This window comes from Bradyrhizobium sp. AZCC 1693 (assembly GCF_036924745.1).
In the GTDB taxonomy this organism is placed as follows: Bacteria; Pseudomonadota; Alphaproteobacteria; order Rhizobiales; family Xanthobacteraceae; genus Bradyrhizobium.
This window is the reverse complement of sequence record NZ_JAZHSD010000001.1, coordinates 2,243,389-2,262,378: the sequence shown is the minus strand read 5'-3', so window position 1 is coordinate 2,262,378 and position 18,990 is coordinate 2,243,389. Positions and strand designations below refer to the sequence as shown.

Sequence of the window (18,990 nt, the reverse complement as noted above, 5' to 3'; positions counted from 1 at the left end):
AGGGGAGTTTGAAATGATCGATATCGGCTTTATCGGCCTCGGCACTATGGGCCGCCCGATGGCAGGCCATCTTCAGGCCGCCGGCCATCGCCTGTTCCTGCACGATGTCGTGCCTATTGCACCTGAGCTGGTTGCGGCGGGCGGTGTGGTCTGCAAGTCGGGCAAGGAAATCGCCGAGCAGGCCGACGTCGTCATCATCATGGTGCCGGATACACCGCATGTGGAAGCGGTCTTGTTTGCGCCGGATGGCGTCGCGGCCGGGCTCTCGAAAGGGCAGATCGTCGTCGACATGAGTTCGATCTCGCCGCTTGCCACCAAGGAATTTGCGAAGAAGGTGGAAGCGCTCGGCGCCGATTATCTCGATGCGCCCGTCTCCGGCGGCGAGGTCGGCGCCAAGGCGGCGAGCCTCACCATCATGGTCGGCGGGCCGGAGCGCGCGTTCAACGCCATGAAGCCCGTATTCGACAAGATGGGCAAGAACGTCACGTTGGTGGGCGCTAACGGCGACGGGCAGACCACCAAGGTCGCCAATCAGATCATCGTGGCGCTGACGATCGAGGCGGTCGGCGAGGCACTGCTGTTCGCGTCGAAAGCCGGTGCGGATCCGGCGCTGGTGCGGCAGGCGCTGATGGGCGGCTTTGCATCGTCGCGCATTCTCGAAGTGCATGGCGAGCGCATGGTGGAGCGCAACTTCGAACCGGGCTTCAGAATTGAGTTGCACCAGAAGGATCTCAATCTGGCGCTGGAGGGCGCGCGGGCGCTCGGCATTTCCTTGCCGAGCACGGCGGTGGCCCAGCAATTGTTCAATTCCTGCACCGCCCATGGCGGCAAGGCGTGGGACCATTCGGGCATGGTGCGCGCGCTGGAGATGATGGCGAGCCACCAGGTCGCGAAAGGCTGATCGCTAGGGTCCGTTCCGATTAAATCGGAACGGGCCCTGGATTCTGATTGACGCGTTTTCTTCACGCGAACCGGTCTCCGCCCACGGATCAAGTCCGAGGGCATGCTTCGCTGGAAAACGCTCTGAAACTCCCCTGTGACTGGAACCGCGTCGAAATTTCGGCGCGGCTCTTTTTTGCTGCCGCATTGGAACCGGAACCATCTCACGCCGCCAATGGTTGAGATTCATCGTCAATTCGCTGGAGGATGTGATGAATAATCGTTTGGCTGTTTCATTGATTGCTGCCTCGCTGCTGGTCCCGGGCGCGGCTTTTGCTCAGTCGACCACCGCCCAAGGTGCGGCGGAGGGTGCCGCGCGAGGCGGTGAAGCCGCAGGTCCGGTCGGCGCCATCATCGGCGGCACCGTGGGCGCCGCGGTCGGCGCAGCCGTGGAAATTCCGAACGCCGTGATCACGTCGATCCCGCGTGACCGCTCTGTTGTGGTTCGTGAGGAAATCGTGGTTGGCGAGCCGCTGCCGCCGACCGTCGAACTGCGCACGGTGCCGCGGCATACCGAATACCGCTATGCGGTCGTCAATGATCGCCGTGTGATCGTGGAGCCGCGCACGCGCAGGGTCGTCAGGATCCTCGACTAACGAAGGCCGCGTTTCCAAGATAAATCCTCGCGGGTCATTGCCGCGCGAGGATTTTTTGTGACGGAGGCTAGGGCAGCGATCGCTGGGTTCGCCTGATCGTCCAGTCGAGAGCCGCAGCAGCCATAAGGCCGAGCGAAGCCGCCAGCGCGTCGACCACAAAATCTTCCAGGCGTGCGTGCCGGCCGGGCGCCAGGAACTGCAGCACTTCGATCAGCCCGGTGAAGGCGATAACGAAGGCCGCCGTGTGCAAGCGGTTGCGTGTGTGGGCCAGTCCGAAAGCGAGCCCCAGCACCAAAAAGGCAAGCGCATGCTCTCCGTTCTGTCCGAGATTCAAATGCGGCCGCAGTGCCGCCGGCCCGATCGTCGCAAAGGCGATGGCGGCGGCGAGGCCCCAGGCGAGTAGTCGAAGGATGATCGTCATGAGGTCGCATAGCACAATTTACGTGCCGGATACCCCCCATGCACGTGAAGTCGCCACGCCTGTGGTTAATTGGCTTCAGAGCGGTTCCCGTACGCCCATACCGTGCATGAAGCGCTCCCGGATTTGCACGGGATCGCGGCGGGTGGTGCCTGTGCCCGGCTTGTCATCGATGCGCACCCCGATCAGCGTCGGGCCTGTGGCCGACATGGACTGCTCGATCAGGCGCTCGAAATCGTCCTCGTCCGCCGCCCAGCTGGAGTGGGTGAGCCCGCTCGCGACCGCGATGGCGACGATATCGGCGACGGCGGCACCTGGCGTCGGTTGCGCGCCGGTGATCTGGTAGATGCCGTTGTCCATCACCACCATGGTGAGGTTTTTCGGCTTAAGCGTTGCGATGGTCGAGAGCGAACCCAATTGCATCAACAGCGAGCCGTCGCCCTCCAGCGCGAACACGCGCCGGTCGGGTTGCGCCAGCGCCACGCCGAGCGCGATCGGGAAGGCAAGCCCCATGCTGCCGAGCATGTAGAAATTCTGCGGCCGGTGGCCGGCGGCCCACAGGTCGAAATTGGTGTTGCCGATGCCGCCGATCACGGCCTCCTTGTGCTTCAGCTTCGCGATCAGCCGCGAGGTGAGATCGAAGCGGTTCATGACCTTGGTATTGCGGGCAGGGGTGCTGTTCATGAGATCGCTCACTTGTCGAAGACCTTGCCGCCGGTCAAAAGCGGCGAGAGGATCAGCGCCACCGGCGCCTGCGTGGTGATGGCCTGCTTGATGGAGCGGTCGACGATGAACTCGAACTCGTCGAGCCGTGTCGCGGTGTGGTGCTCCATCGCGAGCGAATCCAGCACCGGGCGCATGGTGCGGCAGACCAGCGACTGGCCATAGTTGAATTCGCCGAGCGTGCCGCGCTCGGATACGAACATGATCAGCGGGATCTGGTAGGGGATCGCCAGCGATGCCAGCACGTTCGCGAGCGTGGCAAACCCGGAAGTCTGCATCAGCACCGCGCCGCGCATGCCACCCATCCAGGCCCCGGAGACGATGCCGACCGCTTCCTCCTCGCGAGCCGTGGGGAAAGTCGTGAAGAAGGGGTCGGCGTGCAGGTTCTTGATCAGCGTCGTCAGAACGCGGTCGGGCACGTAAGGTACCAGGCGGACGTCGTTGCGCTTGAGCGTCTGCAGCACGATGCCGTGCCAGCTCTTCTCAGAGGTTTCGGGCGAGGTTTTTTCCTCCGCAACCGCCATTTTGGTCTCCTTTATCCGCGACGATCTTTCGTTCGCCACCCGCGACGATCTTTCGTTCGCGTTCATCCCCGGAGCGGCGAACTTGACGCCATCGGCGGGATTGTCAACATGTCCTGATCGTATCCTGCTCTGCGCCTCGTGCCGCTACAGTCAGGATGCGACGATGTGAGATAGATAAGAAAAGATGTCGGGAGGGGCTATGGCTGAATGTGTCCGGACTGCTGCCAACGCCGCGGCGCTGGCCGCACTGCCCGCACTTGCGCTGAGATTTGTCACCTGATCGTGGTCCCGAGCGGCCATCCCGCCAAGCCAGTCAAGCCCTACGCTCTGCCGAACTGAAAGTTGCCAGCAAACATGACCGTCAACAACAAGCGCGTGTTCTACGTCAAGTACCTCGCCCACGAGATCTATATCGATATTCTGAAAGCGCGCGCTGACGTGCGGCTCGACCGGCTGGAAAACGACAGTCCGAATGCGGTCGCCGCGCCGATCCTGTCAGCGGCGCATGCCTATCAGGTCGGAGCGGCGCGCGACGAGATCGCAAAACATTTCCATGTCGATCGAGATTTGCTGCGGCGGGCGCCCAACCTCCTGATCGTGTCCTCGAACGGCGCGGGCTTCGATCCCGTGGATGTCGATGCCTGCACGGCGGCGGGCGTGCTCGTCGTCAATCAATCCGGCGGCAACGCCAATTCGGTCGCCGAGCATGCCTTGGGGATGATGCTGACGCTGTCCAAGCGCATTCTGGAATCCGACCGCGCGCTGCGCCGCGAGGCCAACGTCAACCGGAATTCACTGATCGGCAACGAGGTTCAGGGCAAGACGATCGGCATCGTCGGGATCGGCAATGTCGGCCGCCGCATCGCCGAGCTCTGCAACGGCCTGCTGCATATGAAGGTGATTGCCTACGATCCCTATCTGACCGCGCAAGAAATCGCCGCGCGCGGCGGCGAGAAGGTCGAGCTTCACGATCTGATGCGTCGCTCGGACTTTGTCTCGATCTCATGCCCCCTGACCAAGGATAATCGCCGCATGATCGGCGCCCGCGAGTTCGCGCTGATGCAGCCCCACGCATTCTTCATCACTACGGCGCGCGGCTTCATTCACGACGAGGAGGCGCTGTACGCCGCGTTGCGCGACAAGCGGATTGCCGGAGCCGGCCTCGACGTCTGGGACAAGGAGCCGCCGCCGCCGGAGCATCCGCTGCTGCAGTTCGACAATGTGCTGGCCAGCCCGCACACGGCGGGCGTCACCAAGGAAGCGCGCATGAACATGGGCAAGATCGCCGCTGAACAGATTCTCGATGCGCTCGACGGAAAACGGCCGCCGCGCATCGTCAATCCCGAGGTGTGGCCCGATTACGTCAAGCGCTTCGAGTGCGCGTTCGGATTTGCGCCGAAATAGGCCGTCACCTCCGCGAGAGACGTTTCCATGATGGCCGAACCGGCAGACCGCTTTTATGAGTCCCAAGGGCTGCGGCTGCACTATGTCGACTGGGGCAACGAAACCGCGCCGCCATTGATCCTGGTCCATGGCGGGCTCGACCATTGCCGCAACTGGGATGCGATCGCGCAGGCACTGCAGCCGCATTTCCATGTCATGGCCCCGGATCTGCGCGGGCACGGCGATTCCGAATGGGCGAGAGGAAGCAGCTATAGCCTGACCGACAATGTCTATGACCTCACCCGGCTGATGCGTTTCGCGGCGCTGCAGGATGTCGCGATTGTCGGCCACTCGATGGGCGGCATGGTCGCGTTGGCCTATGCCGGTACCTACCCAGAGAGGGTATCGCGGCTCGTCGTGCTCGATGGCGCTTTCCTGTCGGGCTCGCAACCAGCGCCGATCGCCGACCAGATGTCGCGCTGGATCGACCAGCTCGACCGTATCTCGCAGCATCAGGAGAGTACGTTCCGGACGATCGAGGAGGCGGCGAAGCGATTGTCGGCGCGCAACAAGCGCCTGACGCCGGCGCTGGCGCTCCATCTGGCCCGCCACGGCGTTCGGCAGGATGCCGACGGCCTCTATCGCTGGAAGTTCGATCATTATCAGCGGGCGAGAGCGCCGTATCGGCTGTCATCGGACGAATATGCCGCCTTGTGGTCGCGCATTACCTGTCCGACGTTGTTGATGTGGGGCGACGAAAGCTTTCTTCCCGATCCCGAAGCTGCCGGCCTGCTGGCGCATTTCAAGCAAGCTGAGCTGCAGAAGATTGCGGGCGCCGGGCATTGGCTCCATCATGACCGGCTTGATGTGGTTCTCGCGTCGCTGCGGCAGTTTCTCGATGCCCCGCAGCCTGCTCAAAGCACGGTGAGATGAAGATGTCAGACAAGATGCGCTACGTCCGTCAGCTCAGCCCGGAATCTGCGGGCGAGGCACCCGGTCGCGGGCGGCTCAAGGGCCGCAAGATTCTGGTCGTCGGCGGCGGGCAGCGGACGTTCGACGCCGCCACCGATCCGGTTGGAAACGGCCGGGCCATGTCGTTGCTGTTTGCGCGGGAAGGGGCGCATGTCGCGGTTGCCGATGTCAACCGGGCCAGCGCTGACGACACCGTCCAACGGATTATTGCTGAGGGTGGTGCGGCATTTTCGATAGAAGCTGACATCTCGCGTGAAGATGACGTCAACCGGATGATCGACGAGGCGATGGAGGGGCTCGGCGGCATTGATGGCATGGTGCTCAATGTCGGCATTGGCGTGGGGGCGCTCGGCCTCGACGGGGTGGATCTGAAGGAGTGGAACGATACGTTTGCGGTCAACCTGACCGGTCCGATGCTCTGCTGTCGCAAGGCGCTCAAGCACATCGCCGACGGATCCTCGATCGTGTTCATCTCGTCGATTGCGGCACTTCGTTCCGGCTCGCGGCTGATCGCCTATGACGCGTCGAAAGCGGCGCTCGGCGGTCTTATGCGCAATGTCGCGAAGGAAGGCGCCAGGCGCGGCATTCGCGCCAACATCATCTACCCGGGCCTGGTCGATACCCCGCTCGGCCGGCACACCAGCGCCGGCCGGCCGTCGCGAAGCGCGTCGGGCGTGCCGTTCGGGCGGATGGCGACGGGGTGGGAAATCGCGTACGCGGCGCTGTTTTTCATTTCCGACGAGAGCGTTTACGTCAACGCACAGGCGCTGGCGGTCGACAGCGGCATCACCGGGCTATGAGGGTCGGAATCCGCGGAGAAAATCTCATTCGCCGCTGGGGCGATCGGGGCAATAAAACCACTGCCGATCGGCCTCCGGACGAAGCGTGCATTGCTATTTTCCGAGGGATATCGACTACTTAGCTGAGTAAGATCATTTTCCCTGTGCGCCTTGCCCCCCGGCGCATATGGAAGACGAAGAGATGCGACAGGTTCGTTCATTGCTGAGCAGCGCGTCCTCCCGGATCGGACGCCGGCTGTCCCAGATCGTGGCCATCGCCGCTGCCAGCCTGCCGTCTGCCGGCGCTTAAGACGCGCGTTACTCCGCCGACACCAAGTTCAATTCCGTCAGCGCCTGATCGAGGCGCTCGACGAGCAGGTCGGCATGTTCGCTCCGGAACACCAGGGGCGGCCGGATTTTGAGCACGTTGCCGTGCGGGCCGGCCGAACTGATCAGCACGCGCCCTTCACGCAGCAGGTTCACGATCCGCGCGGTCTCCGCTGTGGCAGGCGTTCCCGTTTTGCCGTCGTGCCGCAGCTCGACGCCGACGAATAGGCCAGTACCGCGCACTTCGGTGATCAGCGTGTGCCGCGCGCGCAGCTCCCTCAGCAGCTTGATCAGATAAGCGCCTGTGTGTTGCGCGTTCTCCATCAATCCTTCCGACTCGATCACGTCGAGAACTGCAATCCCGGCGGCGGCCGAAACCGGGTTGCCGCCGAAGGTGTTGAAGTAGCGCGATCGCCGGCCAAACTCCGCGAGCAGTTCTGGACGGGCTGCCATTCCGGCGACCGGATGGCCGTTACCCATCGGCTTGCCCATGGTGACGAGATCGGGGACGAGGCCGTGGCGGGCGAAGCCCCACATCCCTCCGCCGCAGCGGCCGAAGCCGGGTTGCACTTCATCCGCAATGAACAGCGCACCGGCGGCACGTACAGCCTCGACGGCCGGTCGCAGAAAACCAGGCGGATCGGCGAACACGCCGTCGCTTGAAAAGATCGTATCGACCAGAAGCGCAGCCGGCCGGATGCCGCATTTCCTCATGTCTTCCAGCGCGTCGCCGACATGATGCGCAAACACTTCGCCGGCGTTCGCTTCCGAACCGGGCGCCGGTATCAGTCGCGCGTGACTTCCTTCCGGAAGCGGTAGCCCGAGCGAGGGAGACAGTTCGGTCAGCGCGCTGGTGACGCCGTGATAGGCGTCTGCGGTGACGATGAAGCCGGTGCCGCCGGTGCAGGTCCGCGCGACGCGCAAAGCGAGATCGTTGGCCTCGCTGCCGGTGCAGGTGAACATGACGTGACCGATCTGGGGCGGAAACGTCGCGAGCAGTTTTTCCGCGAAGTCGAGCACGGTCTCGTGCAAGTAGCGCGTATGCGTGTTGAGTACGGCTGCCTGCCGCGCAATCGCCTGCACGACGTGCGGGTGGCAGTGCCCGACGGAGGCGACATTGTTGTAGGCGTCCAGATAGCGATGTCCGGCGGCGTCATGGAGCCAGACGCCTTCGCCGCGCACGAACTGCACCGGCTGGTCGTAGAACAGCCGGTATGCAGGCCCGAGCAGCCGGCTTCTCCGCGCGATCATGTCTTGTGTCGAAATAGCTTCGTCCGTAGCGGACATATCCCTATCCCACGTGGCAGGCGCGTTGAATTTGAAGTTTGGCCTGGTCGCGCGACAGCGTGGCCATGCGCCGCAGCCGAGCCCAGGCCGCGGCATTGTTGCGCAGAATGTAGTTCCGGTTAGCAGGATAACGGGCGGCGCGCCAACTGCTGATCACGACCGTCATGGCCATGCGCGTGGCGATCAGGTCGAACAGCACGCTGAATTCGGCCGCCTCCAGCGGCAGCACGGCATGGTAGGCCGCGATCATCTCGCAGGCCGGCGCAAGCGGATCGTCGTTGTCGGCAACCTGATACGCGGCCGTGATCGCAAGGTCGTTGACCCGCGCCGTGCAGGTGAGGTCGCCGAAATCGATGATCCCGGCAACGACGGCATGGGTTTCGGGGTCGACGACGACGTTATGCGGGTTGAGGTCGTTATGAACGGGCTGGTTCGGCAACTGCGGAAGCATTGGCAGGGCGTAGCTTTCGAAACCGCCGAGAACGTCCTCCACCGGGCCGCGACGCTCGCCCGGGACGGCATCGATCAGCGGCCGCAGTTCGGCGGCGTGCTGAAGGTCCCAAAGTAGTTTGTGATTGGCGCCGCAATGGCTGAAAGCGGAAAGACCCCGCGCGAGCCTTGCGGCGCAGCGGCCGAGATCGCGCCGCAGCGCCGTCGACCCTGCGACCGCATGCATCGGGGTTCCCGCGAGATACGACAACAGGCGCACCACGCGCGTCGAGCCGTCGTCGAACGTGACATCAAGCTCCGTCATGCCATTCCGCGCCGGAAAGATGCGCGGGACCGGCAGGCCGGGGTCGGCGGCAGTGAGATGGAGCAGAGCCTCCGTCTGCAGATTGGTCACCGCGCGGTCTTCGGCGGGGTTGGCAATCTTCAGGACGTATTCGCGGCCACTCAGCGAGCGCAGCCGAAAGTTTTGATCGCGCTCGCTGTCGAGCCGGTGCACGGCGGCTATCAGGCCGTAGTGCTCGGCCGCCAGTCGTTGGGCCAGCGCTTCCGGAATGGCGGATGCGGCGCGCAGCGTGTCGATCGGGTGAGCGGCAACAGTCGCAAGCGACGAGTCCGGCACTAGAATATCCATTGCTGTCGCTCAGTAGCCGCGTTCGCGGTCGATGGAGTGCGGTGGGCGCCGGCCGGCGCGTATCGCTTCTGCGGTTGCGCGAAACGTCGCCCCGATCGCTTCCACGCTGACTTCGCAGGCATCGTGAGGCGTGACGACGATGTTGGGATGTCGCCAGAACGGATGCCGCGGGGCCAGTGGCTCTGGCGAGAATACATCGAGCGAAGCGCCGGCAAGCTGGCCGTTCTCCAGTGCAGCGAGCAGATCGGCTTCGACCAGATGCTCGCCGCGGCCGACCTGGATCAGGTAGCCGCCACGATACATTCGGGCAAACGTATTGCGGTTGAGGATGCCCTTTGTCTCCGGCGTCAGCGGCAGCAGGTTCACGAGAACCTCGGTCTGACCGAGCATGGCATCGAGGCCTGCGGCGCCACTGAAGCCGCGCACGCCTTGCGGTGTCGGCTTCGCGGTCCGGCTCCACGCCATGACCGGGAAACCGAGCAAGGCGAGGTCGGTGGCGACCCTGCGGCCAATCTCGCCAAAGCCCAAAATGCCGACCGGCACGTCCTGCGCCCGGCGCAGGCCGAGACGCCGCCATCGCTCCTTACGCTGTTGCGCCTGATAGGTCGCAAAGCGCCGCTGATGGCCGATCACGTGCCAGGCCACGAAGCCCGACATCATCTGCGCCTGCGCCGGGTCGACGACACGGATCACGTCGACATCGGGGCGCAGGCTGGGGCACGCCAAAATGTTGTCGACGCCGGCGCCGATCGAGCAGACCGCCTGCAGATTGGGATAGCGTTCGAATGAGTCATCCGGCGGATGCCAGGCCACCGCCAGCCGGATGTCCGTTACCGGACCTTCGTGGGGATGACTGATGATTTCGATACGGTCGGCGGCGCGCATGAATTGCGGGCCGAGATAGCCGCGAAGATCGAGGCTTTTGCTGACCAGGACGCAGCGCATGGTGGACCCGCTCATGCCGCCTTGGACGATGACGTCTGGCCGGGTACGGCGGAAAGCAGCTCGCGCGTGTAGGCGTGCTCAGGGGCGGCGAAAAGCAGGGACGCGGATTTGAGCTCGACGATCGCGCCATGCTGCATCACGGCGATGCGGTCGCAGATCTGCGCGGCCACGCGCAGATCGTGGGTGATGAACAGCATCGACAGGCCGAGCCGGGCCTTCAGATCCTCCAGCAGGTCCAGCACCTGTGCCTGCACCGACACGTCGAGCGCGGACACCGCTTCGTCGGCGACCAGGATTTCCGGATCGAGCGCCAGTGCGCGGGCAATTCCGATGCGCTGCCGTTGCCCGCCGGAGAATTCATGCGGAAATCGCTCCATCGCGCTGGCGTTGAGGCCGACAAGGCTGAGCAGCTCGCCGGCACGCTTTCGCGCCGCCGCCGGATCGACGCCATGCGCGATCGGTCCATCAGTAATGATGTTGCCGACCTTGCGGCGCGGATTGAGCGAGGCGAACGGATCCTGGAACACCATCTGAATGCGGCGGCGCTGTTCGCGCAGCGTCTTTCCCCTGATCCGGGTGAGATCGACGTCGCCGATACGGACGGTGCCGGCGTCGGGTTCGATCAGGCGCATCACGAGCCGCGCCACCGAGGATTTTCCCGAACCGGATTCACCCACAAGTCCCAGCGTCTCGCCGCGAAAAATGTCGAAGCTGACTTCCTTGGCCGCCTGCACGCGCCGTTCGGCGCGGAACCATCCGCCGCCGCTGACATAGGTCTTGCCGAGGCCGATCACTTCCACCGCCTTGCTGCGGTCGAGCAGGGGCGTCCGCTGCGGAGGCTGCAGGGTGGGGACGGCGGCAAGCAATGCGCGGGTATAGGGATGCTGGGCGCGCGACAGCACGTCATCGGCGGTGCCCTGTTCGACCACCTTGCCGTGCTGAAGCACGACCACGCGATCGGCAATCTCGGCGACGACGCCGAAATCATGGGTGATGAACATGACGGCCATGTTGCGTCGCCGCTGCAGGTCGCGGATCAGCTTGAGGATTTGCGCCTGCGTCGTGACATCGAGTGCGGTGGTCGGTTCGTCCGCCACCAGCACGGCCGGTTCGAGCGCCAGCGCCATGGCGATCATCGCGCGCTGGCGCTGGCCGCCGGATAGTTGATGGGGATAGGCACGAACGATCCGCTCGGGGTCGGGCAGGCCGACTTCGCCGATCAAGGCGAGGGCCTTTTGCCGTCGCTCCTTCGGCGTCAAGAGATCATGCGCCTCGAACATCTCGGCGATCTGGTCGCCGATCCGCATCAACGGATTGAGTGCCGTCATCGGCTCCTGGAACACCATGGCGATGCGTCGGCCCCGCAGCGCGAACCATTCCGTCGGGCTGAGCGACAGCAGGTTCTTACCCTCGAACAGGACCTCGCCGGATTCAGCCGTCACGGTATCCGGCAGAAGGCCCATCAGCGCATGGGCGCACATCGACTTGCCGGAGCCGGATTCGCCGACCACGCAGAGGATTTTTCCGGCTGATAGCTCGAACGAAACGCCATCCACGGCATAAGGGCGGTCGCCACCGGGCGGCAGCGCCAGTTTCAGGTTCTTGATGACGACGGTCATGCTCAGCGCCCCCCTTTGGCGAGGCGAGGGTTGAGCGCGTCGTTGAGGCCTTCACCGATCAGGTTCAGCGCCAGCACCGAGAGCAGAATGGCGATGCCGGGGAATACCGTGATCCACCAGGCCTGACGGATGACGGTGCGGCCGGCGCCGACCATGTAGCCCCATGACATCAGATTGGGATCGCCGAGGCCAAGGAAGGAGAGTGAGGATTCCAGCAGGATCGCGGTCGCCACCATCAGCGAGGCCAGCACGATGACCGGCGACAGCGCATTGGGCAGGATCTCGCGCCAGATGATCCACCAGTTGGTCTGGCCGGTTACGACCGCCGCCTGGACATATTCGCGCGTACGCAGCGACAGCACCTCGCCGCGCACCAGCCGTGCCACCGGCGGCCAGCTCACGATGGCGATGGCTGATACGATCGATACGATGGAGGGCTGCATGATCGCGACGAGCACGATCGCCAGTGCAAAACTCGGGACGGTCTGGAAGAACTCGGTGAAGCGCATCAGGGCATCGTCGATCCTACCGCCGAAATATCCAGCCGCCGCGCCGAGCGGGATGCCGACCGCCAGCGAGGCCAGCGTCGAGATCAGGCCGACCAGCAGGGAAACCCGCGCGCCATAGATGATGCCCGCCATCACGTCGCGGCCCAGCGCATCGGTGCCGAGCGGCAGGTTAGCCATTGTGAACGGCGGCAGGAACGGCCGCTGCACCATGCGCCAGGGCGAAGTCGGAAACAGCAGCGGACCAAACAGCGCAACCGCAATCGCGATGGTCAGGATCGCGACGCCGATCATGCCGCCGGGATTGCGCAACAGCATTCGCCAGACCTGTCTCACGCGGCGAACTCGATGCGGGGATCGACGGAGCGGTAGACAAGGTCCGTGATCAGGTTGAAGGCCAGCACCATGGCCGAGCACACGACGAACACGCCGAGCAGCAGATTGTAGTCGCGCTGCAGCAGGGCTTCGTACATCAGGCGGCCGATGCCCGGCCACGCGAACACGGTCTCGGTGAGCACCGCGCCGCCGACCAGCGTGCCGGCCTGCAGGCCAGCGAGCGTCACCACCGGCAACAGTGCGTTGCGCAGCACGTGACGGCGCTGAATGACGGTGTCGGACAGGCCCTTGGCGCGCGCGGTCTTGACGAAGTCGAGCCGGTTAACTTCGAGCATCGAGGCCCGCGTCATGCGGGCGTAGGTCGCCATGAAGAACAGGCCGATGGTCGTCGCCGGCAGGATCAGGTGGGCGGCGACATCGAGCACGTGCGCGAGCCCGGTATAGTTGGCGCCGACCGTCTCGTAGCCGAAGCTCGGCAGCCAATCCATCGTGACCGAAAACAGCAGGATCGCCATCAGCGCGACCCAGAACAGCGGCGTGGCGTAGAAGACCAGCGCGAGCACCGTGATTGCGGTATCGGCCCAGGTGCCGGCAAAGCGTGCTGCCAGCGCGCCGAACAGGATGCCGAAGGCCAGCGAGATCGCAAACGCAGTCCCCGTCAGCAACAGCGTCGCCGGCAGGCGCTGCAGGATCAGCGTGGCGACCGGCATCTGCTGGCGAAACGAGAATCCGAGATCGAGGCTGAGAATGCCTTTGACGTACAGGAACAGTTGCACCGGCAGCGGCTGGTCGAGACCGAATTTCTCGCGCAGTTGCGCCAGGAAAACCTGATCGCCTGCGCCCGCTTCACCCGCCATCACCAGCGCCGGGTCGCCCGGCGCCATCCGGATCAGGAAGAAGTTGAGGACGACGAGCGCGAGAAGGACGACGATGGCCTTCGCGATCCGCTGGGCGATGAAGGAAATCATGTTCGGCCGATTGCGTTGGAGGCGCGATATCCGGGCGTCAGACCTGAGATCCGACGCCCGGGGAGGCGGTGATTACTTCTCAATCCAGGCGTCGCGGAAACCGTCGTTCACGCCGATGCCTGTCGTGACCAGGTTCTTGACGCTGCAGCGGGTGATGGTCGGGAACTGCAGTTCGAGCATCCACGCCACCGGCACGTCCTCGACCAGGATCTTCTGCGCCTTGGCGTAGATCTCCTCGCGCGCCGCATCGGGGAAGGCGACCGCGCCGTCGGCGAACAGCTTGTCGATTTCGGGATTCGAATAGCCTTCGACGTTGTTGAACGGCGAGCCCTTGGCGATCTGGCTGGAGATATAATTGCGGCCGACGCCAAGCGCGGGATCGCCGTACTGATAGAGATAGGTAAAGGCGATGTCGTAGTCCCACTCGCTGACCTTTTGATTCCAGCCGGGGACGTCGGTCGCGACCATCTCGACGTTGATGCCGACGTCCTGCAGGTTCTGGCGAACCATTTCGGCCCAGCGCTGCCAGGTCTCACCATACGGCAAGGGCAGCATGCGGACTTTCTCCCCGTTGTAGCCGGCTTCCTTGAGCAGGGCCTTTGCCTTGGCCGGATCGTAGTCGTATTTCGGCACCGCGCCGGTGTAGTACTTGATCGCCGAGCCCGACGGGCCGGTGGCGACCTTGCCGAGGCCGTTCCAGACCACGTCCTTGGCCATGTTGCGATCGATCGCGAACATCAGCGCCTGACGGAATTTCTTGTTTGCGGTGGGGCCGGACCGGTTGTTCAGCCACAGCCAGGAATGCGGGCTGAAGAATTCCCACCCCGCCCCGGTGACGCAGGTGTTCTTGAGTTTGCTGAGCCGCGGTACGTCGAAATTTTCCACCGAGCCGCCGGGCAGCACGTCGACCTTGCCGGTTTCGTAGGCTACCGAACGCGCTGCGGCATCTGGAATGACGTGCCAATAGATCTCGTCGATATTGGGCTTGCCCTTGACGTGGTAGTTCGGATTCTTGACCAGGCGGATGAACGAGCCCTTCTGCCATTCCTTGAACATGAAGGGGCCGGTGCCGACAGGCGTGTTGTTGGCGGGGTTGGTCTTGAAATCGGTGCCTTCGTAGATGTGCTTCGGAATCATCGGCAGCGAGCCGACTTCGAAGATGCCGATGAAGGGGCCGAACGGCTGCTTCAGCGTGAAGACGACCGTCGATTCATCCGGAGCCTCGACCTTGTCGAGCTGTACCAGATTGCCGCGGGCGCGTGCGTGGGTTTGCTTGAGGAATTCGATCGAGAACAGGACGTCTGCTGCCGTGAACGGCTTGCCGTCGTGCCAGGTCACGCCCTTCACGAGTTTGAACGTGTAGATCTTGCCGTCCTCGCTGACCGACCAGCTCTCGGCGAGGCCGGGCAGGGGATCCAGTTTGGGACTGTAGCGCAGCAGGCCTTCATAGATGTTGCCGGCCACCATCTGCGTCGGGCCGTTCTGAACCAGGCCCACCATCAGGCTCGGCGGCTCCGGCTGAATCACTGCATTGACAACGCCGCCTGCTTTCGGCCCCTCGGCCACTGCCGCGGTGCTCAGCATGCAAAGCGCGGCAAAGCTCATCAAAATCTTACGCTTGGACATTATTTACCTCGTTCAAAAAAGTTGGCCGGCGCGCTACCGGGTTGAGCGTTGTGTTCGTCAGTTCGCAAAATCGGGGTCGGTACGTTCAAGCATCCGCTTGAAGGCGGCCCATTCGCTGTCGGGCACGCCACTGGTTTCGATCGCGTCGTAGAAGCTGGCGTATTGGCCGGCCGTCTTGCGGGCCACCGCAGTCGATAGCTCGATGATGTCGGCGCCGGACGACTGCACGGCGAGCTGGGCGCGGCAGGAACGCTCCAGATTGTGCATCAGCTTGAAGGCCTCGGCGACGGATCGTCCGCAGGTCAGCATGCCGTGGTTGCGCAGCACCATCACGAACTTGTCGCCGAGATCGGCGACAAGGCGCGAACGCTCATCGAGATCGAGCGCGATGCCTTCGTAGTCGTGATAGGCGAGACAATCAGTAAACTGCAACGACCATTGATTGAGCGGCAGCAGACCCCGCTTCTGGCAGGCAATGGCGATGCCGGCGACTGTATGCGTGTGCAGGACGCAGATCGCATCGTGCCGCGCGGCATGGATCGCGCTGTGAATCGTGAAGCCTGCCGGGTTGATGCCGAGGCACATGGGATCGTCGATGACGTTTCCGTCCAGATCGACCGTCACCAGGTTGGACGCGGTGACTTCCTCGAAGCGCAGGCCGTAGGGATTGATGAGGAAGCGGTCTTGCCGGCCCGGAAGCCGGGCAGAGATGTGGGTGTAGATGCTGTCGTCGAGACCGAGCCGGTGAATCAGCCGGTAGGCGGCCGCGAGGTCGATCCGGATTTGAAGAGTCTGATCTTCCACCGCTGGCCATGCCTTGGCGGTGTTTTGCGCTGCACTTGTCATTTCTGCCTTCTGCCCACGTTCAACGTTTTCAGCTTGCGTGGGGCGTGACATTAGGGCAAGACTAAACTGTCGACAATCGACGATTAAAAAATATACACAGACTGACGCGGGTTTAGCCAAATGCGACCTATGTCTCTTCCTGTTGGATTACCGGCAGTTGCGGACAGCGATCTGGTCGGCCAGGTCGCTCGCATCCTGACGCAAGCGATCGTTCAGGGCCGCCTGCCGCCCGGCTCAAAAGTGGTGGAAGCGGGGATTGCCCGGGAATTGGGCGTCAGCCGCGCGCCGGTGCGGGAAGCGGCGCGGCTGCTGGAGAAGCAGGGGCTGCTGGTGGCGAAGCCGCGCCGCGGCTTTTTCGTGCGCAAGCTCGAAATCAGAAACATCGACGAGATCTATGATCTGCGGCTTTGCATTGAGCGCCACGCCAGCGTGCTGGCTGCGCGGAATCTCACGACCCAGTCGCGCGAAGCGCTGCGGCGGCAAATCGATGTTTTGCACAAGACCGCCGATCTCGACGATCCGGCGCGGCAGGTGGAAGAGGACTATCGCTTTCACCGGCTGATCTTTGAAATCGCCGACAACAGGCGCCTTTTGCGGCTGTTCGACGATCTCGCGGCAGAGCTGCGCATGGTCATCGGGCTGATCGGCCGCCTGTACGACGATCCGCATGAGATCGCGCGGACGCACGAGCCGCTGCTTGCGGCCATCGAAGCCGGGCACCCCGAACGCATCACCGCACATGTCGACTACCATATCGGTCACGCCTGGCGTGAGGTCGGCAAGCTGGTGCGGGAGCTTACGCCTACGAGCAGCGACGCAGGTGCGGCGCCAGGCGGAATTCTATCGCCCACCAACGGAGTACCCGCGTGAAGGCCGTCTACACCGAACTGCACCGCAGCCACGATCCGCAATTCTTCCTGGTGCGCGGCGTCGTCCGGCGCACCACCGAGCAGCCGGAGCGCGCCGATCGTTTGCTGGCAGGGTTGAAGGCCGGCAAGCACGATCTGGTCGCGCCGACGGTTTTCGGTCAGGGACCGCGGGCGCGGGTTCACAGTCCCGAATATCTTCGCTTCCTGGAGGAGGCGTGGGACGCCTGGAGTGCGCTTGGCGATTCAGGTCCCGAAATGATCGCCAACATGCATCCGGTGCGCTACGCCGCCACGTACCCGACCCACATTGTCGGTCGCCTTGGCTGGCACACGATCGACACCTCGTGCCCGATCGGTCCCGGCACCTGGGCTGCGGCCTGCGCCGCGACCGATGTTGCCACGACGGCTGCCCAGCTTGTCATGGACGGTGAAGACGCAACTTACGCGCTCTGCCGGCCGCCCGGCCATCACGCCTACCGCGATCTCGCGAGCGGATTCTGCTTTCTAAACAACAGCGCAGTCGCGGCGGCTCAACTTAAGCTGAAACACGAGCGGGTCGCGATCCTCGATGTCGACGTGCATCACGGCAACGGCACGCAGGGCATTTTTTATGAACGGCCCGATGTGCTCACGGTCTCGATCCATGCCGATCCCGTCTTCTTCAATCCGTTCGTCTGGGGATATGCCCATGAGCGCGGCGCGGGCGCCGGCCTCGGCGCCAATCTGAACATCCCGTTGCCGAAGGGCACCGGGGACGACGACTACATAAAGGCGATCGGCGAGGCGGAAAAAACCATCCGCGCGTTTGCGCCCGGCGCGCTGGTGGTGGCGCTCGGCCTCGATGCCTCGGAGCACGACCCGCTCGCCGGCCTCGCGGTGACGACGGCCGGCTTCCGGCGCATCGGCGCCGCGATCGCCCGATTGGGTCTTCCGACCGTTTTCGTTCAGGAGGGCGGCTATCTGTCCGATATTCTCGGCGCCAACCTCACCGCGGCGCTCGGCGGCTTCGAAGAGGCCCGTTAGTTCACAGGTCGGCTTCCGCCACGCCTGCCTGCAGGTGTGGCACGATGGCCTCTGCCCAAATCTCGACATTGGCCCAGGGCCGATCTAGGCTCAGGGCGCGATGCAACGAAGAACGGTCCGAATGCTCTCAGCTTTGCGGGCTCTGCTGGCTCCATTCTGGAGCTATTCCCGAGAGCGGACGGCTGCGCAGCGCGATGCGGCCAATAGATCGGCCTCGCCACTTCTGATCTACGTTGCTGCCGCTCTTTGCCTGGTGCTGTCGATCCTCATGATCGATCTGCACCGCGACGAGCTGCGAACGCTCGGCCTTGTCGGTGGAGCAGAGCGGATCAATCCGGTCTTCATGAGTCCGTGAGTTACTCGCGCCGCGTCTACTCGATGACGATGCGCGGCGGCGGCCGGTGCGCCGCGCCGGTGACGATCGCGGTCCAGATCTCGCGCGCAATGCCGATGTAATGCCTGGCGTGGACGCCGTCGGGCTCGACGGCGACGATCGGGCGGCCATCGTCGGAGGTCTGGCGGATCTGCATATCGAGCGGAATTTCGCCGAGATAGGGAACGCCGCGGCTTTCGGCTTCCATCCGCGCGCCGCCATGGCCGAAGATCGGCGTGACGTGGTTGCAGGTCGGACAGCAGAAGCTCGACATGTTTTCGATCACGCCCAGGATCGGGATGCTGACCTTCTGAAACATCGCAATGCCGCGCCGTGCGTCGATCAGGGCGAGGTCCTGCGGCGTCGAGACGATGATGGCGCCGTCGAGCGGCGCCTGTTGCGCCATGGTGAGCTGCGCGTCGCCGGTGCCGGGTGGCAGATCGACGACGAGAATATCGAGGTCGTCCCACGCCACCTCGCGAAGCATCTGCGTGATGGCCGAGATCACCATCGGTCCGCGCCAGATCATGGCGTTGTCTTCCTCGACCAGAAAGCCGATCGACATCACCTGGACGCCGAATCGCTCCAATGGTTCCAGCATGCGCGGGCCGAGCTGGCGCGGCTTGCCGCGCAGCCCGAACAGTTTTTGTTGCGACGGACCGTAGATATCGGCGTCGAGAATACCGGTCTTCAGCCCCAGCGCGGCAAAGCCGAGCGCGAGGTTGCAGGAGGTGGTGGATTTGCCGACGCCGCCCTTGCCGGAGGCGACAGCGATGACATGCTTGACGCCGGGAATGCCGGCGGCTTTCGAGGTCGCACGTGCCTTGAGATCAGTTTGGGTGGCGGACAC

At 63.8% G+C, this 18,990-nt stretch carries 19 protein-coding genes and 1 pseudogene; 8 read left to right on the top strand and 12 right to left on the bottom strand.

Annotated elements, in window-relative coordinates:
* Positions 1-13: 13 nt before the first annotated feature.
* Together V1293_RS11075 and V1293_RS11070 are read left to right on the top strand one after the other, a co-directional pair.
* A complete protein-coding gene (locus tag V1293_RS11075) occupies positions 14-901 on the top strand; it encodes a 2-hydroxy-3-oxopropionate reductase (RefSeq protein WP_334509342.1) in 888 nt (295 codons plus the stop codon).
* Between the two features lie 250 nt (positions 902-1,151).
* The gene (locus V1293_RS11070; protein WP_334509340.1) at positions 1,152-1,535 is read left to right on the top strand and encodes a DUF1236 domain-containing protein; all 384 of its coding nucleotides are present in this window, start codon (positions 1,152-1,154) and stop codon (positions 1,533-1,535) included.
* A 67-nt stretch (positions 1,536-1,602) separates the two neighbouring features.
* On the opposite strand, the gene V1293_RS11065 is transcribed toward V1293_RS11070, so the two are convergent.
* The 3 genes from V1293_RS11065 to V1293_RS11055 form a co-directional block, all read right to left on the bottom strand.
* Positions 1,603-1,956: a VanZ family protein gene (locus V1293_RS11065; protein ID WP_334509338.1), complete on the bottom strand. Its 354-nt coding sequence runs from the start codon at positions 1,954-1,956 to the stop codon at positions 1,603-1,605.
* A 75-nt stretch (positions 1,957-2,031) separates the two neighbouring features.
* The gene (locus V1293_RS11060) at positions 2,032-2,637 is read right to left on the bottom strand and encodes a thiamine pyrophosphate-dependent enzyme (RefSeq protein WP_334509337.1); all 606 of its coding nucleotides are present in this window, start codon (positions 2,635-2,637) and stop codon (positions 2,032-2,034) included.
* 8 nt (positions 2,638-2,645) lie between these two features.
* A complete protein-coding gene (locus V1293_RS11055; protein WP_334509336.1) occupies positions 2,646-3,200 on the bottom strand; it encodes a decarboxylase in 555 nt (184 codons plus the stop codon).
* A 354-nt stretch (positions 3,201-3,554) separates the two neighbouring features.
* Here V1293_RS11055 and V1293_RS11050 point away from each other — a divergent pair, with 354 nt between their 5' ends.
* From V1293_RS11050 to V1293_RS11040, 3 genes are read left to right on the top strand one after another with little or no spacing between them, the layout of a single operon-like run.
* Positions 3,555-4,604, top strand: a complete 1,050-nt coding sequence (locus tag V1293_RS11050; protein WP_334509333.1) for a hydroxyacid dehydrogenase — start codon at positions 3,555-3,557, stop codon at positions 4,602-4,604.
* Between the two features lie 27 nt (positions 4,605-4,631).
* Entirely contained in the window at positions 4,632-5,516 is an 885-nt protein-coding gene (locus V1293_RS11045) for an alpha/beta fold hydrolase (RefSeq protein ID WP_334509330.1), read from the top strand.
* Between the two features lie 2 nt (positions 5,517-5,518).
* On the top strand, positions 5,519-6,355 hold the full coding sequence (locus V1293_RS11040; protein WP_334509328.1) for an SDR family NAD(P)-dependent oxidoreductase: 837 nt from the start codon (positions 5,519-5,521) through the stop codon (positions 6,353-6,355).
* Positions 6,356-6,652: 297 nt separating this feature from the next.
* On the opposite strand, the gene V1293_RS11035 is transcribed toward V1293_RS11040, so the two are convergent.
* The 8 genes from V1293_RS11035 to V1293_RS11000 form a co-directional block, all read right to left on the bottom strand.
* Complete coding sequence (locus V1293_RS11035; RefSeq protein WP_334509326.1) at positions 6,653-7,948, bottom strand: aspartate aminotransferase family protein; 1,296 nt, start codon at positions 7,946-7,948, stop codon at positions 6,653-6,655.
* Positions 7,949-7,952: 4 nt separating this feature from the next.
* Complete coding sequence (locus tag V1293_RS11030) at positions 7,953-9,029, bottom strand: phosphotransferase (protein WP_334509324.1); 1,077 nt, start codon at positions 9,027-9,029, stop codon at positions 7,953-7,955.
* Between the two features lie 9 nt (positions 9,030-9,038).
* On the bottom strand, positions 9,039-9,989 hold the full coding sequence (locus V1293_RS11025; protein ID WP_334509322.1) for a 2-hydroxyacid dehydrogenase: 951 nt from the start codon (positions 9,987-9,989) through the stop codon (positions 9,039-9,041).
* Positions 9,986-11,593, bottom strand: a complete 1,608-nt coding sequence (locus tag V1293_RS11020; protein WP_334509320.1) for an ABC transporter ATP-binding protein — start codon at positions 11,591-11,593, stop codon at positions 9,986-9,988. The genes V1293_RS11025 and V1293_RS11020 overlap by 4 nt, the downstream gene beginning before the upstream one ends.
* A 2-nt stretch (positions 11,594-11,595) precedes the next feature.
* Positions 11,596-12,435, bottom strand: a complete 840-nt coding sequence (locus V1293_RS11015) for an ABC transporter permease (RefSeq protein ID WP_334509317.1) — start codon at positions 12,433-12,435, stop codon at positions 11,596-11,598.
* Positions 12,432-13,403 carry an ABC transporter permease gene (locus V1293_RS11010; protein ID WP_334509314.1) on the bottom strand — a complete coding sequence of 324 codons (972 nt, stop codon included), beginning with the start codon at positions 13,401-13,403 and terminating at the stop codon, positions 12,432-12,434. Before V1293_RS11010 ends, V1293_RS11015 begins: the two co-directional genes overlap by 4 nt.
* Positions 13,404-13,475: 72 nt before the next feature.
* Positions 13,476-15,029 (bottom strand): ABC transporter substrate-binding protein, encoded by a 1,554-nt coding sequence (locus tag V1293_RS11005; protein WP_334509312.1) that lies wholly within the window; start codon positions 15,027-15,029, stop codon positions 13,476-13,478.
* A gap of 57 nt (positions 15,030-15,086) precedes the next feature.
* Entirely contained in the window at positions 15,087-15,875 is a 789-nt protein-coding gene (locus V1293_RS11000; RefSeq protein WP_334509310.1) for a class II aldolase/adducin family protein, read from the bottom strand.
* A gap of 129 nt (positions 15,876-16,004) precedes the next feature.
* Here V1293_RS11000 and V1293_RS10995 point away from each other — a divergent pair, with 129 nt between their 5' ends.
* The 3 genes from V1293_RS10995 (at position 16,005) to V1293_RS10985 (ending at position 18,122) form a co-directional block, all read left to right on the top strand.
* The gene (locus V1293_RS10995; protein ID WP_334509306.1) at positions 16,005-16,745 is read left to right on the top strand and encodes a GntR family transcriptional regulator; all 741 of its coding nucleotides are present in this window, start codon (positions 16,005-16,007) and stop codon (positions 16,743-16,745) included.
* The gene (locus tag V1293_RS10990; protein WP_334509304.1) at positions 16,742-17,767 is read left to right on the top strand and encodes a histone deacetylase family protein; all 1,026 of its coding nucleotides are present in this window, start codon (positions 16,742-16,744) and stop codon (positions 17,765-17,767) included. Before V1293_RS10995 ends, V1293_RS10990 begins: the two co-directional genes overlap by 4 nt.
* A 121-nt stretch (positions 17,768-17,888) precedes the next feature.
* The gene (locus tag V1293_RS10985; RefSeq protein WP_334509302.1) at positions 17,889-18,122 is read left to right on the top strand and encodes a hypothetical protein; all 234 of its coding nucleotides are present in this window, start codon (positions 17,889-17,891) and stop codon (positions 18,120-18,122) included.
* A gap of 16 nt (positions 18,123-18,138) precedes the next feature.
* Here the strand turns inward: V1293_RS10985 and V1293_RS10980 are convergent.
* Positions 18,139-18,936: pseudogene (locus tag V1293_RS10980) on the bottom strand (Mrp/NBP35 family ATP-binding protein); the annotation flags it as partial.
* Positions 18,937-18,990: the final 54 nt, after the last annotated feature.

Excerpts from the sequence above, each read along its gene's own strand:
- V1293_RS11075 (WP_334509342.1), top strand. The coding sequence starts at position 14 with ATGATCGATATCGGCTTTATCGGCCTCGGCACTATGGGCCGCCCGATG.
- V1293_RS11070 (WP_334509340.1), top strand. The coding sequence starts at position 1,152 with ATGAATAATCGTTTGGCTGTTTCATTGATTGCTGCCTCGCTGCTGGTC.
- V1293_RS11065 (WP_334509338.1), bottom strand. The coding sequence starts at position 1,956 with ATGACGATCATCCTTCGACTACTCGCCTGGGGCCTCGCCGCCGCCATC.
- V1293_RS11060 (WP_334509337.1), bottom strand. The coding sequence starts at position 2,637 with ATGAACAGCACCCCTGCCCGCAATACCAAGGTCATGAACCGCTTCGAT.
- V1293_RS11055 (WP_334509336.1), bottom strand. The coding sequence starts at position 3,200 with ATGGCGGTTGCGGAGGAAAAAACCTCGCCCGAAACCTCTGAGAAGAGC.
- V1293_RS11050 (WP_334509333.1), top strand. The coding sequence starts at position 3,555 with ATGACCGTCAACAACAAGCGCGTGTTCTACGTCAAGTACCTCGCCCAC.
- V1293_RS11045 (WP_334509330.1), top strand. The coding sequence starts at position 4,632 with ATGATGGCCGAACCGGCAGACCGCTTTTATGAGTCCCAAGGGCTGCGG.
- V1293_RS11040 (WP_334509328.1), top strand. The coding sequence starts at position 5,519 with ATGTCAGACAAGATGCGCTACGTCCGTCAGCTCAGCCCGGAATCTGCG.
- V1293_RS11035 (WP_334509326.1), bottom strand. The coding sequence starts at position 7,948 with ATGTCCGCTACGGACGAAGCTATTTCGACACAAGACATGATCGCGCGG.
- V1293_RS11030 (WP_334509324.1), bottom strand. The coding sequence starts at position 9,029 with ATGGATATTCTAGTGCCGGACTCGTCGCTTGCGACTGTTGCCGCTCAC.
- V1293_RS11025 (WP_334509322.1), bottom strand. The coding sequence starts at position 9,989 with ATGAGCGGGTCCACCATGCGCTGCGTCCTGGTCAGCAAAAGCCTCGAT.
- V1293_RS11020 (WP_334509320.1), bottom strand. The coding sequence starts at position 11,593 with ATGACCGTCGTCATCAAGAACCTGAAACTGGCGCTGCCGCCCGGTGGC.
- V1293_RS11010 (WP_334509314.1), bottom strand. The coding sequence starts at position 13,403 with ATGATTTCCTTCATCGCCCAGCGGATCGCGAAGGCCATCGTCGTCCTT.
- V1293_RS11005 (WP_334509312.1), bottom strand. The coding sequence starts at position 15,029 with ATGTCCAAGCGTAAGATTTTGATGAGCTTTGCCGCGCTTTGCATGCTG.
- V1293_RS11000 (WP_334509310.1), bottom strand. The coding sequence starts at position 15,875 with ATGACAAGTGCAGCGCAAAACACCGCCAAGGCATGGCCAGCGGTGGAA.
- V1293_RS10995 (WP_334509306.1), top strand. The coding sequence starts at position 16,005 with ATGTCTCTTCCTGTTGGATTACCGGCAGTTGCGGACAGCGATCTGGTC.
- V1293_RS10985 (WP_334509302.1), top strand. The coding sequence starts at position 17,889 with ATGCTCTCAGCTTTGCGGGCTCTGCTGGCTCCATTCTGGAGCTATTCC.